The organism is Smaragdicoccus niigatensis DSM 44881 = NBRC 103563 (genome assembly GCF_000380645.1).
Classification (GTDB): Bacteria; Actinomycetota; Actinomycetes; order Mycobacteriales; family Mycobacteriaceae; genus Smaragdicoccus; species Smaragdicoccus niigatensis.
Window position 1 is genome coordinate 279,994 of record NZ_AQXZ01000018.1, and the last position, 14,409, is coordinate 294,402.

Here is a 14,409-nt window from a genome sequence, read left to right on the forward strand (position 1 = left end):
GAGTCGGGGAAGACGGTCCGAGCCAGCTACGAGCGACGGGAATGTCGATGGATCTGGGCTTCCACATTCCGATTTTCAACTTCGATGGCGGAGTTCCGACGATCGCGCCCGAACTCGCGCGAATTGGCCGAGCGGCCGAGGACATCGGGGCCAAGTGGCTGTCCTTCATGGACCACTATTTCCAAATCGAGCCGATGGGTTTACCCGCTGACGCCTACATGCTCGAGGGCTACACGACGCTCGGATACCTGGCGGCGCACACCAGTCAGATCGAACTCGGTCTCCTGGTCACGGGCGTCACCTATCGGCCGCCTGCCTTGCTGGCCAAGATCGTCACGACGCTCGATGTCCTGTCTGGCGGGCGGGCGAATCTGGGTCTTGGCGCAGCCTGGTTCGAGCGCGAGCACGTTGGTTTGGGAGTTCCGTTTCCCCCTCTCAAAGAACGCTTTTCGCGGCTGGAAGAGGCCCTGCAGATTTGCGCACAAATGTGGGACCCGGAGAACAACGGTCCGTACGAAGGCCAGTACTACCAACTCGCCGAAACGCTGTGTTCCCCGCAGCCGATCCGACGTCCACCAGTGATGATCGGTGGCAGCGGAGAGCGAAAGACGTTGCGTCTCGTCGCGCAATACGGCGACGCGTGCAACCTGTTTGCGGCCGCACCGGCCGACGTCGAACACAAGCTCGACGTCTTACGCTCGCACTGCGACGACGTGGGCCGGGACTTCGGCGATATCCGCGTCACGATTCTCGCGCGGGCCGCACTATCGTCCCCGGACAGCCACGATGAATTCGTGCGAAACATGCAGCCGTACGCCGATCTCGGCGTTCACATGGTGATGCTTGCACCGCGGTCGGGAAGTCCAGCGGCCTGGATCGAAAGTGTCGCACCGGTCGTGCCGCGTCTGGCGGAGCTCGGTTAGACCGAGGAAGTTCAGACCCGGCTTCCAGCGTTCTCACAGCTAGGCGTTGTCCACTGGTGACATGACAACGTCGACCCTCGAACGAGTTGACGCGCCGCAGGCGCGTCCACTCGCCAACCGGGTCGCGGGCGAGATTACGTGGTCTTTCCGCCCTCCGCGCCGCTGGCTCGAAGGCGTCGTGGCGAACGTCGTGCTGTCGATCGGTTGGCTCGTCATCTCACCGCTGACCGGCCACAGCCATCGTGACTGGGTCGTCCTCGTCGGTACCTACTTCGCGACTTTCGTGCTCGCGGACGTCACCACGACCAACGTGCTCGGACTCGATGCGGAACGACTGAGCAATCGACTACGCGAAGGCGAGGGGATCGGCGGAATCCTCCTCGTCAAGAATCTGACGCTGCTGGTCATCGTCGGAATTCCCACGCTGCTGCTCACCGCGGGAATGACCATCGCACATGAATCACCCGATCGCCTCGCGGTCACCCTGCCTCTCGTGTGCCTGCCGATCCTGGCGTGGATGGGCGTCGGGAACGTGGTGTCAGTGCTGCTGACGGTCGCGCCTCGCTCGCTCAAACAGCGTTGGGCAGAACGCCGTCAGCTACACGCCACCGTGCCGTGGCTGGCCCACCTGGCGCTGCCGTACGTCCTGTACTACTTGATTCGACCGCTCGACGGCGAGCCCCGTTTGCTGCCACGCGAACTCATGCACCAACTGTCAATGGGCGGGCACGCCCTGGTGACCATCGGAGGCGGACTCGCCTTCTGGATCGCGGGCACAATCGCCGCGGTGTTCATCGTTCGACAGCGTGGGCTGCGCTTCTACTGACTCGCCGCCAACGCACGCTCCCGGGCGATCAGATACAGCGGAAACATCACGCTGATCGCAATCGCGAACGACAGCACGACGTACACCCACACGTATCGAACGCCGGTGCGCCGCGCATCGACGACCATGAACACAATCGCGGCCACCGCCACGAACAGCAGGTCATTGGTGAGGGAACTGGACACGTAGTTCACGTAGCCGTCAGTGAAGAAGTCGGACGCCGATCCACCATGTGCGATGTGGGCGATGTTGAAGGTCCACGTCGCAATCAAGGCACCCAACGCCAGAGCTGCGTACACCGGTATCAGCAGTGATCGGTTCATGTCATGAACGTAGGCCGTTCCGGGAAACTTCTGGAAGAAAGTTGGTGGGCTGTTGTCGCACTGAGCCATTGCTGTTCGTAGTCAAGATGAGCGCCACACAACGGTGGCCCGACAAAGGAGAAAACGATGCAGTTCATGCTTTCCGTGATCGACGACGGCACGGGACCCTCGACCCCGGTTGAAGACGCTGCGATCGACGTGTTCAACAGCAAACTTCAGACTGAGGGCTATTGGGTCTTCGCCGGCGGCCTCGGATCACCTGAACCGGCCACCGTCATCGACAACCGGGGTGCAGAAGTCGTCTTCACCGACGGCCCGTTCGTGGAGTCGAAAGAGTATCTCGCCGGATTCTGGATCATTGAAGCCGACGACCTCGACATCGCACTCAAATTGGGCGCCGAGGGGTCGAAGTGCTGCAACCGGAAGGTCGAGGTACGACCGTTCCTGTGATCAGGTTCGAGGTCTCGGGCGACGAAAGACTATGCGCGAACGATGGAGTCGCCCGCGACCTTGATCGCGATCGGACGGAGTGGACTCATGGCCGGACCGTTGACGACGCTGCCGTCGAGGCTGAACAGGCTGCCGTGGCACGGGCAGGCGATCATCGAGCCGGCGGTCTCCACGGCGCATCCGCGGTGTGTGCACACCGGATTGAAGGCTCGGTAGGAGCCTTTGGTCTCCTGGGTGATGAGGACCCCGCCGACGAGGACAGCACCGCCGTCCGGAACGTCCGACGTCTTGGCCAGTTCATCCGCGCGCACAGATTCCGCCGGGTTGGGGGCCGCCTGGGCAGTGGTCTCCTCCGCGGTCGAAGGCGACGCTGAGGTCGACTCAGCGGTCGTCTTCGATCCCTGCGAGTACGTGACGTCCGGCCCGCCGCACGCCGCGATCGTCAGCGCACCGGCTGCGACTCCGGCGCCGAGGACAACGCCGCGCCGCGAGATCTGAGTTTCATCGGGCATTGGTGGGCATCCCTTCCCAGGTCACTGATCCTCCAATGGCCCAGTATGGCCGCAGCACCTACGGAAACCGCTGACCTACCGGTAACGGTTCGCTGTCAATCAGTGCGTCAGTCGGGGATCGGGCTCGCTCGAGGTCTGTGCCATCGCGCCGCGCACCGCCCGAAGGACGAACGGCCAGTTCTTCGGGTTCTTCAGGTTGATGCCCGACAGCAGTTGCCGCATCCACGTCAGAGTGTCGAAGTAGATGCGTTCGCACACGAGGTTTTCGTCGGCATCGAAGATGAAGTAGGCCGTCATCCGAACCCGAAAACGGTTGCCCGTCGGTGGAATCGCGCCGAAGAAGCCCTGGTGCGTCCCGAGCAGCCAGAACTCGACGATGACGGCGTCGTCGCTGTGCCGCAGCGCGATGATCTCGTGGTCCTGGTCCGGGAACGCAACGCGGGTGTCGTGGTAGTAATCCCGGACTTCCCGGTCACCATCGTGGACCTTCATCAACGGGATGATCTCGTAGTGCGGGTGCGGGAACGTCGACAGCGTGGCGTCCCAGTCTTGGCGAACTTCGTCGTGGAAGTGGTCGAGCACGACCTTCTCGCGAGCAGCACGGATTTCCGGGGTCAACATCGTGGCATCCTCACCTCGTCAGGCACGTGGTGAATTTGACGCTTGTGTCAGCGATTTTGGCTGCTGTTCAGCGAAAATCGCCCACCCACTCCTACGCCGCGCCACCCATTAACACCAGCGATCGCCGCCGCGCGCTCGTTGCCAACGCGCGCTCGTGCTCGGCATCGGGTCCGCCTTCGCCGGCGAGATGGTCGTGGAAGCACGCCTTCGCCTCGAACCAGGCGGCAATTTCGGTGGAACTCGCATCAAACGTCGGACGTGCCAGCGAAAGGGCGGTCATTTCCAGCAAGACGTTCATGGCGGCCCTCCTCGGGGCAGTTCTTTATCGTTCAATCAGCGTGCGCCGCGTGGTTCGAACGCGCGCGAGTAGGGCACTACGCAACCTCACGCTTCGCAATACTCAACTGCTTTGTCATGCGAACTCAATACAGTTCAGACCGGGTGGAAATACCCCTTCCGACCCTCAGCGCGAGGCGTAAAGTCCAGTCCAGCAAAGAAGCTCAGGCCGCGGCCGAGAAGTGATCTTCGTGCTGGACCTCCGTACAGGCCATTGCCTGAAATCCGGTCAACGGATGCGAGGAGCGCGAAATGCGGTTGCCCATGAATACGTTCGAGGTAGGCGGCGCGGGATCGGCGTCGCCGAACCGGGACATCTCAAAGGACGGCCGTCGAAATCGGGCAGAGTTCTATGTGATGACGCATTTCCGGCTCTTTTGGTGGGTCATCCAGAAATTCGGGCCGACAAATCGGTGGATGAATCGATTTCTCATCAACACCGCAGTTCTCAAGATTCCGCCGCGCCCGGAGCCCTTGAGCACCATGGCGCCGTACACGTCGTGGGACTCGCTCACCGATCGGACATTCGATGGGCGGCACCTCAAGCCCAAGCCGGCCGGCGATCTGCCGGAACTGACCCGGGTCACCGAGTTGTTCCGGCGCGGTGAGCAAACGCGGCTATGCCCGAAATCGACGCTGCTCTTCGCCACTTTCGCGCAATGGTTCACGGACGGATTTCTGCGCAGCGATCGGACCGAACCCAGGGATTACCGCAAGAACACCTCGAACCACCAGATCGACCTCTGCCAGCTGTACGGCATCAAACGATCGGTCACCGGCTTACTCCGCGAGGGCCGCGGCGGCCGCCTCTTGGCAGACCCGGATACGCATGCGCCGGAAGAATTCCCACCGCGACTGTGCATGCCGAACGGAAAGCGAGTCCGGGCATTCCGCGATCTCGACGTGTTGCGGCTCGAGATGTGCGAAGACAAACACATCCCAGGACTCTTCGCCCTCGGCGGCGACCGGGCGAACACCCAGGTCGGCTACGCCATGATGAGCGTCCTGTTCTTTCGGGAACACAACCGCATCGCCGGGGAATTGGCGACGGCACACCACGGCGATAGCGAGTGGGACGATGAGCGCCTGTTCCAAACGGCGCGCAACATCCTGATCGTGCTGTTGATCAAGATCGTCATCGGCGAGTACATCAACCACATCTCGCCGTTCCATTTCAAGTTCTCCCTCGACACGGCAAGCCTGGCTCGGATGACCTGGTTCCGAGAGAATTGGATGGCCGTCGAATTCAACCTTCTCTATCGGTGGCACAGCCTCATTCCGTCGGTCATCAAGGTCGAAGGCAAGGCCATTGCCGCGAAGGAGACGGTGTTCAACAACGACATCCTCTTGAAGCGCGGGCTCGGACCACTCTTCGAAGACTTCTCGAACCAACCTGCCGGCGAAATCGGCCTTTTCAACACCGACGAAGACCTGCTGTTCATCGAGGCGGCCAGCGTCGCGCAGGGCAGGTTCGTCCAACTCGGCAGTTACAACGACTACCGAGCGAACTGCGGTTTCCCGCCGGTGGACGATTTCGACCAGATATCCAGCGACCCCGCGATCCAGGAAGCGCTGAGCAGGATCTATGGGAACGCCCACGCCATCGAGTTCTATCCAGGCCTGTTTGCCGAGGACCGGAAAGTCAACTCGGCCCTTCCACCCTTGATTGGTCGCATGGTGGCCCTCGACGCGTTCTCGCAGGCATTGACCAACCCACTGCTGGCGCCGAGAGTCTACAAACGAGAGACCTTCTCCGACGTCGGCTGGGAGATCATCCACCAAACGCACACGCTGTCCGACATCCTGAACCGGAACGTCAAAGACGGTGAGCACTACTACGTCAGCATGACGCGCAACGACTGGCAGCGCGGCAACTAGATTCGGACGGTCACCCACACGTCGTCGGCCGCCACGTCGAATTCGTGGCGCACCAACGCAGAACCGGCCGCGTTCACGGCAATGCAGTAATGCCCGCTGCCTACACTCGGTAGCCGGAATCGTCCGCGGTCGTCGGTCAGCGCCGCGATATCGGGCGTCGGGAAGGGCGCGTGTGCGAACAGGACGGCCGCGCCGACGACGAAACCATCGTCGGACACGACCTCCCCAGAGATCACCGGATGACCGGCAGCCGTCATGCTCTCCACGCCACCAGGTTGTTGAAGACCGCGTTGTTGATGCGCGTACCCGAGTTCGACGTCGCCCCGCCATACGTGTGCACCGCGAAGGCGTAGCGGTCCTGCCCGACAATGCGGTAGACGGCACTGCCGCTCTGCCCGCCGAAGCTGTCGGTTTCATAGAAGACCTTCTGCGCATTGACCGACGTCACGCGGCTGCCGTGGTACCACTGCGTGCCCGCCGGCTTGTCACCCGGGTAGCCAGAGATGTTCGCAGTCGATCCCTGAATCGTGGCGTCGTCGTACGCACCGAAACCAAGCCAGCCCGTCTGACTTCCCAGGTCCGAGCCCAGGACGATCGCGCCGTAGTCGTAGTTCTGGTCCCCGTCGCGGGTCCAGCCCAGAACGGAATGGAAGTTCGATGCTGTCACCGATCCGTAGGGCAGCTGGTTGCCGTTGCGGCCCGGCATGACCTGGATCGACCTCACCCATCCGTCGCGTCCGGGTACCCCGCTGTTCTTGATGAAGACGACGTGGCCAGCGGTACCCAGCGTGTGTGGTCCGAGGAACCAGCCCGTTCCGATCCACTGCGAGCCGTCGGCGGCGGTGATGAGCAGTGATGCGTGTGCCCGCCACGGGTAGACGCTCGTGTTGGTGATCTGCACCCGGTCGTCGGTGCCGATCACGGCCTCGGCGTCGATCGGCTCGCCGAAGGAAGCCCAGGCGATGTCGGGCAGCGAGTGGAGTTCAACGGCGGCGGTTTCGGTCAGGACCTGGGCCTGGGGGAGCGAGTATCCCGGTACGTTTTCGATTCCGCCGTCGGCGTCGGATACGCCGCTCGCGGAGCCGACGTTTCCCTCCTGCTCGACCGCGGTTGATACTTCCTTCGCAACACTGGACACCGGGGTGTGTTCATCGAGTTTCTCGTCGACGCTGTTCATTGACTCTCCTTCGGGCGGGCCGCTGGGCGGCGGTGGTTGATCCAGCTCAAGACTGGTTTTCGACCTCATCCGAGGGCCTGCGTAGCGGTCTACGTCAGTTTCCGGACGCGACTACTCAGGTGTGGTCACGGCAGCCGCCAGCCGCCGTAAGCGGCCTGTGTATCGAGGCGGGGAACCGGCTTCCCGGCCAGGGATTCGAACTCTTCGGCGTCGACGAGCTCGACGCAGACCGCGCCGGACGCGCCCCAGTCGCCCCGGCGGGCATGGATCGCCAGCGACCGGCAGGCCGGCGCGCTCTGCACGACCGGACACGTGGTGAATGGCCACCACGAGGTGTCATCACGCGGAATACCTGGGACGCCGCACGCGGGCGGAACGTGCGCGCGTTCGGCCCCGGCGCTGGCGCCGATCAACGTCGATGCCTCAACGCGCACGGTCCACGAAACCCCGCGAGCTGCAACAAGTCCCACCCAGAACGCCTCCCCGTCCGGGCACGGTGCCAGCAGCCCGTGCGAGGTCACGAGCATCGGTAAGGCACCACAGCTGTGTGGCAAGGCGTCGATACCGCCGCAGGCGGGCTGCAGGTATCGCTGGAGCGATATCCGCAACCCGCCCACGATGGGGTATTCGAACGTCGTCTTGTTCGACGTCACCATGGGTACTGCGCCCTGATCAACTCGACGTCGGTGGGGGAGAGTGCGCGATTCATGCCGGCGGAGAATCCGTCGAGAGTCCACGACTTCGGAATCGGGTACATCATGATCGACTCGGCGTCGACGGGGGTGCTCGCGAGGTCGCTCGGGTCGTACTTCTTGAACATATTGTTCTCGATCGTCGCTGGACTCCAGTTGTTCGGCGGTCCGGACAGGTCGGCGATCACCGCAGCGCGGTTCCACTTGATGGGCTGGTTCGGGTTCTGGTGTTCGTGGATGAGGCCGAGCGCATGACCGAATTCGTGGAGCACAACACGACGCACTTCATCGTCGGACGAGGTCGGCGTAAGCCAGCCGTAATTCATCGTCGGCTGGTTGGCCGGAATCTGCTGGCACACGGTGCCGAGGTACGACCACGAGCCGTTGCCCTGCACGAAGGCAATCCGGATGTCCGCGGGCCCCTTCTCGACGAACTTCAGTGTCAGATTCGCCATCTTCTCGCCCGTCCACTGCTCGGCTACCTCTCGAACGCGACGCTTGAGGTCCGGCGCACCTTCCAGGAAGCGGACAGTGATTTCCTGACCCTTTTTCCACTTGGTGCCCAGCAATAATGCGGCCTCGGTATCCGGCGCCAATGGCGCGTCGACCACTACACAGAAATGGCGTTCGTTCTCTGACATTGCGACTTCCCCTTTCGGACATCCGAGCGCGGTGCCCGGGTATTCACAAGGATCGCGACGGAATGTTCGGCTGCCGTGAGTAGCGGACTACCCGAAATTCCGACACCGCCGTCAGCCCAAGGATTAAGTACCGGGCGCTCGAAATTCGCGTAGTGAGCTACCCGCGCGCTGACCGTTTATACGGTCCTAACGTCCGACGCATGCTCACTCAGACGCTCCCCGACTGCGAACTCGCCCAGACGGGCTTCGACCCGCTGTTTCTCTCCACCCCGCTCGACGTGCCGAGCCTCGACGTGGCACTGCACGCGGACACCTTCGCCCTCGACGGGTCCGAAGTGATTCCTTACACGCATTTCTCGCTCGCGCTGTCGAAGACGCGACGATTTCCGCGGTGGGTCGCCTGGAACATCGACGGCGGCAACCTCAAGAAGCTCAACCGCGCCGGAATACCGTTCACGAAGGACCCGCGAATTCCGGCCGAATTCCAGACCGGAAACGAGCTTTACAGCAACAACCGCGTCGATCGTGGACATATCGCGCGTCGTGCGGACCTCCTGTGGGGACCGCTCCCGGAAGCCGACCGCGCGAACACGGACTCGTTTTACTACACGAACATCACTCCGCAGATGGATGACTTCAACCAGAGCGCGAAGCAAGGCCTGTGGGGCGAGTTGGAGAACGCGGTGTTCGACGAGGTCGATGTCCAGAATCTACGGATTTCCGTTTTCGGCGGACCGATCTTCCACGACGATGACCGCGTCTATCGAGGCACGAAGATCCCGCGGGAATTCTTCAAGATCATCGTTTTCGCGGAAGGCGGCACCCTCAAGGCGCGCGCCTTCGTCCTCACCCAGAATCTCGACGAACTCGAGGCCTTCGCACTCGACGAATTCCGGGTCTACCAGGTCGCGGTCGGCGAGGTCGAACAGCGCACTGGACTGCAGTTCGCCACGGAGATCCGAGTCGCCGACACCTTCGCTGAGGTCGAGGCATTCGGGCCGCGCCCGCCGCTCAACAGCCTCTCCGACATCCGCTGGTGAGAAGACCACGGGCACTCGAGACATATGGAGCAACACCATGACCATCGACGACTTCACGATGTCGCGGGGCGACCAGGTGGACGCCGCCACGCGGCGATACGCCCAGTCCGAATCACAGCGAGCCGCGACCGAAGTACGGCGAAACAAGGCCGGACACACAGTCGTGGACACGCACGACCAGATCGTCGCCCGGGCCACCCGACTCCTGAAGAACGGCGAGATTCCGGCCCAGGCGGTGATCGACGTCGGCCGCGAGGAACTCGACGCGGATGCCGCGCTTGAGCGCATCATCGGCGCGGCAAACGAATCACAGCCGGTCAGCTTCCTTCCCCGCGGCACCCGTGCTGCCTCGGCGGTCGCTCGAATTTCATTGTCCGCCAACGGTGGCGAGACTCCCCAGGGCACCGGTTCGCTGGTGTCGCCGCGGTTGCTGCTCACGAACAACCACGTGCTGCCGGACGTGGTGACCGCCGGGACTGCGGTGATCGAATTCGGCGCCGAGATTGGCGTCGACAATGCGCCGGCCGCGTGCACGCGATTTCGGCTGGACCCGGACACGTTCTTCGTGACGGACAAGCACCTCGATTACACGCTCGTCCTGGTGGCGCCGCGCGACGATGGCACAACCGCGGGTCAGGTCGTCGGCTGGTTCAATCCGCTGATCGCGCAGACGGGCAAGATCGTGATCGGCGAAGCGATGAACATCATCGGCCACCCGATGGGACGGTTCAAGGAAATCTCGATCCGCGACAACCGACTCGAGGCTCAACTCGACGAATTCCTGCACTACACGGCCGACACCCTGCCGGGGAACTCCGGCTCACCGGTCTTCAATGATCAGTGGGAAGTGGTGGCGCTCCATCACGCGGGCGTGAAGAAGAAGGACGATCAAGGCCGTGTCCTGCGTAAGGACGGCAAGGTATGGCAGCCGGGGGACGGCGAGGACGCCATCGAGTGGGCGGCCAACGAGGGCGCGCGGGTGAGCGTGATCCTCAAAAACCTGGCCGACCGGAACCTGACGCCGACACAGCAAGACATCCTCGCGGAACTCGGACGGCAGGCCCGGGTCGCCGCCACGCCCGCCGCCGCACCAGCGCCCGCTACCGAACCCCAGCCCGCCACCGAGAAGGTCCCCGCGCCCATTCTTTCCGGCGTCAGTGCCCGGCCGGGTGCGTTCGGCGGGAAGCGCAGCATGGTCTTCATCCACGGCCGGAGTCAGCAGGGACACGACCCCGAACTGCTCCGGCGCGCGTGGACAGCAGGTTTGAACAAGGGACTCACGCTCGCCGGCGTGAGTACGGTCGAGCCGGCGGACATCTACTTTCCGTTTTATGGCGATCGGCTTGTCGAAGATCTCGGGGCGAAGGAATCGATCACCGATGACCTCGGCTCAGGCGGCCTGTTCGCCCAGATGATCGCGGAGGCCGCCGAGAACGCCGGAATGCCGCCGGACGGCGAAGTCGAGGCACCCGAAAGCCTCGGATCGTTTGGCAGTGGCGTGGTGAGCAAAATACGCACACAGTTGGCCTGGCTCGCGGCCCGCAGCGGCCTGGACGACGCGATCATCGAGACGATCTTCAAAGACGTTGCGGCCTATCTCGACAACGAGGAGACCCGCGAGAATGTCCTCGACACCGTTGCCGCCGACCTTCCATCGTCCGGGCCGATCGTCCTCGTCAGCCACAGTCTCGGCACGGTCGTCGCGATGGACCTCCTGACCCGGCTGTCCAGCAACGTCGAGGTGACGCTCATGGTGACCGCGGGCAGTCCGTTGGGACTCGACGCGGTGTACAAGAAGCTGCTGATCCACGGTCCGACCCGGCCCAGCCGCGTCGGCAAGTGGCTGAACACGTGGTATGCGGGCGATCCGATTGCCATCGGATGCCCGCTCCGGAAGTCCTGGGGTCCGAACCTGCTCGAGATGAACGTCGAGAACCCGAAGGCCCATGCTCATGACATCGCGGAGTACCTTGCGCACCCGGAGGTCGCCGAGACGATCCACGAAGGTCTGATCAAATGATGGACAGTCCGGAGCGCCACGACAATTAAAGATTCAGGCGGCGACCTGGCGGTTTAGTATCAAATTCATGGCCGCCAGGTGGCAGTGGATTGAACGGCCGTCTGAGGCGAGAACAATGCGGTCGGCCCTCACCGACGGCACCGCGTGCGGAGTCATGCTCGTTGGCCCTCCCGGCGTCGGCAAAACTGCTTTGGCGCGCGCGGTCACCCAATCCTTGTCGCCCAAGCCGCTCTGGGTCGCGGGCACCGAGTGCGCTCGCAGCATTCCGCTCGGAGTTTTCGCACACTTGTTGGAGTCGACGGGTTCCCGGGATCCGGCGGCTTTGGTCGCGGCCGCTCGCAACGCCGTCGTCGCCGACGGGCATAGCCTCATCGTCGTCGACGACGCCCAGCTGGTGGACGATCTCTCCGCGACTCTCCTGCATCAGGTCGCCATCGATCGCGCCGCGCGCATCGTCGCCACCGTTCGCAGCGGTGAACCGGTACCGGACGCGATCACCGCGATGTGGAAAGACGGTCACCTCAAGCGAATCGAGCTGCAGCCGTTCACGAAGGAGCAAAGCGTAGAGCTCATCGAATCCGTCCTCGGTGGGCAGCTCGAGGGTTTGAGTGCCGACGTGATCTGGGAGTCGTCAGGTGGGAATGCACTCTTCATCCGGCATCTTGTCGAAGGTGGACTCGATGCCGGGCGACTGACCGAGGTCGGCGGCGTCTGGCAGTTGCGTGGCGAAACCGTCGTCACGTCGGGCCTGACGGCACTCCTCGAGGAACGCATCCTGGGGATCGGCAAAGCCGAGTCCGCGCTGCGGTTGTTGGCGTTCTGTGAGCCGCTGAACATCGACGTGTTGTGTGAACTCGCCGGTGAGGAAGCGGTCGACACTGCGGAACTGCACGGCTTGATTCGCCTGATCGACGACGGACGCCGCATCGATGCCCGCTTCAGTCACCCGTTGATCGGCGACGTGATCCGATCCCGCACCGGCACGGTCTCGGCCCGCAAGATCCGCGGCCAGCTCGTTCGTTCGCTGCGCGATCGGGAGAGTGGCACACCCGGCGGGCGGATCCGGCTCGCCGAGCTCTACCTACGCAGCGATCAGACTCCCGACACCCAACTGCTCGTCACCGCAGCCAAAGACGCGATATCGCTCTCGAACCTCGAATCCGGCGAAGCCATCGCGCGCGGTGCGCTCGAGCGCGGGGGAGGCTTGGCGGCCGCGGAACTCCTGTCCCGTGCGCTGCTGTGGCAAGGCCATCCCAACCAGGCCGACGAAACGCTGGCGGCCTTCGGTTCTGATGCACTCAATGAGCTGGAATTGGTGCGCTGGGGTTTGACTCGGGTCGCCAACGTGTTCTGGTCGATGGGTGCGGTGGAGCGCGCTGACTCGATTCTGGCGCAACTGCGGGAGAAGGTACGTCACCCCAGCCTGCGTCTGGTCGTGGACGGCGTCGCATCGGCAATGCGGGTGCACGAGAACAAGTTCAGTCAAGGTCTCGCCGAAGCAGAGGCGGTGCTCGCGGACCCGCAGTCACCGAAACAGGCCATCGAGTGGGCCGCGTACGGTGCGGGCCTGGCGCTGCCGGTCGCGGGGCGAGGTGGCGAATTCGAAGCGATCGCCGACCGGTGCCGCACCGAACAGCGCGCAACGGACGGAATGATCCGCGTCATGATCCGCTACGGCGAAGTCTTGGCGCTCACCACGATCGGCGAACTGGACCGCGCCGACGCCAAGGCCGCCGAGTACGCCGTCTTCTCGTCGGCCGGACAGGCCGTCGCGTGGGCGATCTCGAAGGGGATCGCCGGCACCGTGGCCTTGGGCAGGGGCCATCTCGCCGAGGTTGTCGCACTCATCGAACAGGCTCTTGCCGCGATGTCGGCCGAGGTGCCGCTGCCGTGGCGTTTGCCCGCGATGATCTTGTTGGCGAAGGCATATGCGGGGCTCGGGCGTGCGGACGATTCCGCACGTGTGTTGGCGGAGACGCAGGCACACACCGGCGGACACATGGCTATCCACGAACCGCACCTCATGTTGGCGCGGGCGTGGGCCGCTGCGGCCGAGGACGCACCACAACGCGCCATCGACATTGCGCGCAGAGCCGCGGAAAAGGCACGCAACTCCGGACAGCTTGCCGCCGAAGCAGACGCACTGCATTCCGCGGCTCGCTTCGGAGATCGTGCCGTAGCTGGTCGGCTTGCGCAGTTGGCCGAGGTTGTCGACGGCAAGCTCGTTAAGATCCAGGCGCGGCACGCGGCGGCCGTGGCCGCCTCGGACGGCGCAGCCCTTGATGCGGTCAGCCGGGAATTCGAAACGGTGGGTGCCCTGTTGTCGGCCGCCGATGCGGCCGCGCAAGCCGCGGCCAGGCACGACCAAACCGGTGACCGTCAGCGCCTTGCAGAATCCGGCGGACGCGCCACGCGACTCGCGGCCTTATGCGGCGGTGCCGCCACGCCGGCGATTCGATCCGCCGCACATCCGCTGCCACTCACCGCACGTGAACTGGAAATCGCGACCTTGGTGGCCGCCGACCTGACCAATCGACAGATCGCGAATCGCCTGACGCTGTCGGTGCGTACGGTCGAAGGCCACGTCTACCGGGCCTGCTTCAAACTCGACGTCGCCGATCGCGACGGTCTCGCGAAGGTGATCCGACAGGAAAGGGTCGACGCATCGGCCCCTCGGCCCTAGTCAGCTGTCGAAGCCCGCGTCGAGATCGGCGGCCGAATACTGACGGAACGCGATGTGCGTCGACGTCGACTCCACACCCGCGAGCCGGTTGATGCCATCGGTGACGATCGCGGCGATGTTCTCGTGGTTCCGCACCCAGACCTTGGCGATGAGATCGATGTCGCCGGCGCACGACCACACCTCCGTGACGCCCTCGATGTTCGCCACGGCTTGCGCGGTCTCCGGAATCCGGTGCACGTTGGCTTTGATCAGGACGATGGCGGTGATCACTGTCGGGTGCCTCCCTT

16 protein-coding genes are annotated in these 14,409 nt (G+C 63.7%); 7 read left to right on the top strand and 9 right to left on the bottom strand.

From position 1 onward, the window contains the following. The first annotated feature begins 47 nt into the window (after positions 1-47). Together F600_RS0117500 and F600_RS0117505 are read left to right on the top strand one after the other, a co-directional pair. Entirely contained in the window at positions 48-923 is an 876-nt protein-coding gene (locus tag F600_RS0117500; protein WP_026306644.1) for an LLM class F420-dependent oxidoreductase, read from the top strand. A gap of 61 nt (positions 924-984) precedes the next feature. Then, positions 985-1,749 (top strand): hypothetical protein, encoded by a 765-nt coding sequence (locus F600_RS0117505; protein WP_018161937.1) that lies wholly within the window; start codon positions 985-987, stop codon positions 1,747-1,749. On the opposite strand, the gene F600_RS0117510 is transcribed toward F600_RS0117505, so the two are convergent. Then, positions 1,743-2,072, bottom strand: a complete 330-nt coding sequence (locus tag F600_RS0117510; protein ID WP_040631980.1) for a DUF2834 domain-containing protein — start codon at positions 2,070-2,072, stop codon at positions 1,743-1,745. The two genes, F600_RS0117505 and F600_RS0117510, sit on opposite strands and share 7 nt — an antisense overlap. A gap of 126 nt (positions 2,073-2,198) precedes the next feature. On the opposite strand from F600_RS0117510, the gene F600_RS0117515 reads away from it, so the two are divergent. Then, on the top strand, positions 2,199-2,522 hold the full coding sequence (locus F600_RS0117515; RefSeq protein ID WP_018161939.1) for a YciI family protein: 324 nt from the start codon (positions 2,199-2,201) through the stop codon (positions 2,520-2,522). A gap of 29 nt (positions 2,523-2,551) precedes the next feature. On the opposite strand, the gene F600_RS0117520 is transcribed toward F600_RS0117515, so the two are convergent. The 3 genes from F600_RS0117520 to F600_RS0117530 all read right to left on the bottom strand — a co-directional run bounded on the left by F600_RS0117520 (position 2,552) and on the right by F600_RS0117530 (position 3,953). After that, positions 2,552-3,034 (bottom strand): QcrA and Rieske domain-containing protein, encoded by a 483-nt coding sequence (locus F600_RS0117520; protein WP_018161940.1) that lies wholly within the window; start codon positions 3,032-3,034, stop codon positions 2,552-2,554. A 99-nt stretch (positions 3,035-3,133) separates the two neighbouring features. Then, positions 3,134-3,655 carry an ester cyclase gene (locus F600_RS0117525; RefSeq protein ID WP_018161941.1) on the bottom strand — a complete coding sequence of 174 codons (522 nt, stop codon included), beginning with the start codon at positions 3,653-3,655 and terminating at the stop codon, positions 3,134-3,136. A gap of 91 nt (positions 3,656-3,746) precedes the next feature. Further along, positions 3,747-3,953 carry a hypothetical protein gene (locus F600_RS0117530; protein WP_018161942.1) on the bottom strand — a complete coding sequence of 69 codons (207 nt, stop codon included), beginning with the start codon at positions 3,951-3,953 and terminating at the stop codon, positions 3,747-3,749. Between the two features lie 290 nt (positions 3,954-4,243). Here F600_RS0117530 and F600_RS0117535 point away from each other — a divergent pair, with 290 nt between their 5' ends. Next, positions 4,244-5,869, top strand: coding sequence for a peroxidase family protein (locus tag F600_RS0117535; RefSeq protein ID WP_211220085.1), 1,626 nt, complete (start codon positions 4,244-4,246; stop codon positions 5,867-5,869). On the opposite strand, the gene F600_RS0117540 is transcribed toward F600_RS0117535, so the two are convergent. The 4 genes from F600_RS0117540 to F600_RS0117555 all read right to left on the bottom strand — a co-directional run bounded on the left by F600_RS0117540 (position 5,866) and on the right by F600_RS0117555 (position 8,379). Further along, on the bottom strand, positions 5,866-6,135 hold the full coding sequence (locus F600_RS0117540; protein WP_156024659.1) for a carboxypeptidase-like regulatory domain-containing protein: 270 nt from the start codon (positions 6,133-6,135) through the stop codon (positions 5,866-5,868). The two genes, F600_RS0117535 and F600_RS0117540, sit on opposite strands and share 4 nt — an antisense overlap. Next, positions 6,123-7,046 (bottom strand): trypsin-like serine peptidase, encoded by a 924-nt coding sequence (locus F600_RS0117545; protein ID WP_018161946.1) that lies wholly within the window; start codon positions 7,044-7,046, stop codon positions 6,123-6,125. Before F600_RS0117545 ends, F600_RS0117540 begins: the two co-directional genes overlap by 13 nt. A gap of 125 nt (positions 7,047-7,171) precedes the next feature. Further along, positions 7,172-7,702, bottom strand: a complete 531-nt coding sequence (locus tag F600_RS0117550) for a hypothetical protein (protein WP_018161947.1) — start codon at positions 7,700-7,702, stop codon at positions 7,172-7,174. Then, on the bottom strand, positions 7,696-8,379 hold the full coding sequence (locus tag F600_RS0117555) for a matrixin family metalloprotease (protein WP_051090848.1): 684 nt from the start codon (positions 8,377-8,379) through the stop codon (positions 7,696-7,698). Before F600_RS0117555 ends, F600_RS0117550 begins: the two co-directional genes overlap by 7 nt. Before the next feature lie 200 nt (positions 8,380-8,579). On the opposite strand from F600_RS0117555, the gene F600_RS0117560 reads away from it, so the two are divergent. From F600_RS0117560 to F600_RS28790, 3 genes are all read left to right on the top strand, one after another. Next, entirely contained in the window at positions 8,580-9,419 is an 840-nt protein-coding gene (locus F600_RS0117560; RefSeq protein ID WP_018161949.1) for a DNA/RNA non-specific endonuclease, read from the top strand. A gap of 37 nt (positions 9,420-9,456) precedes the next feature. Further along, a complete protein-coding gene (locus F600_RS0117565; RefSeq protein ID WP_018161950.1) occupies positions 9,457-11,439 on the top strand; it encodes a trypsin-like serine peptidase in 1,983 nt (660 codons plus the stop codon). A gap of 67 nt (positions 11,440-11,506) precedes the next feature. Beyond that, positions 11,507-14,122 carry a LuxR C-terminal-related transcriptional regulator gene (locus tag F600_RS28790; RefSeq protein WP_040631804.1) on the top strand — a complete coding sequence of 872 codons (2,616 nt, stop codon included), beginning with the start codon at positions 11,507-11,509 and terminating at the stop codon, positions 14,120-14,122. Here the strand turns inward: F600_RS28790 and F600_RS0117575 are convergent, their stop codons facing one another. Next, positions 14,123-14,392: an Lrp/AsnC family transcriptional regulator gene (locus F600_RS0117575; protein ID WP_018161952.1), complete on the bottom strand. Its 270-nt coding sequence runs from the start codon at positions 14,390-14,392 to the stop codon at positions 14,123-14,125. Positions 14,393-14,409: the final 17 nt, after the last annotated feature.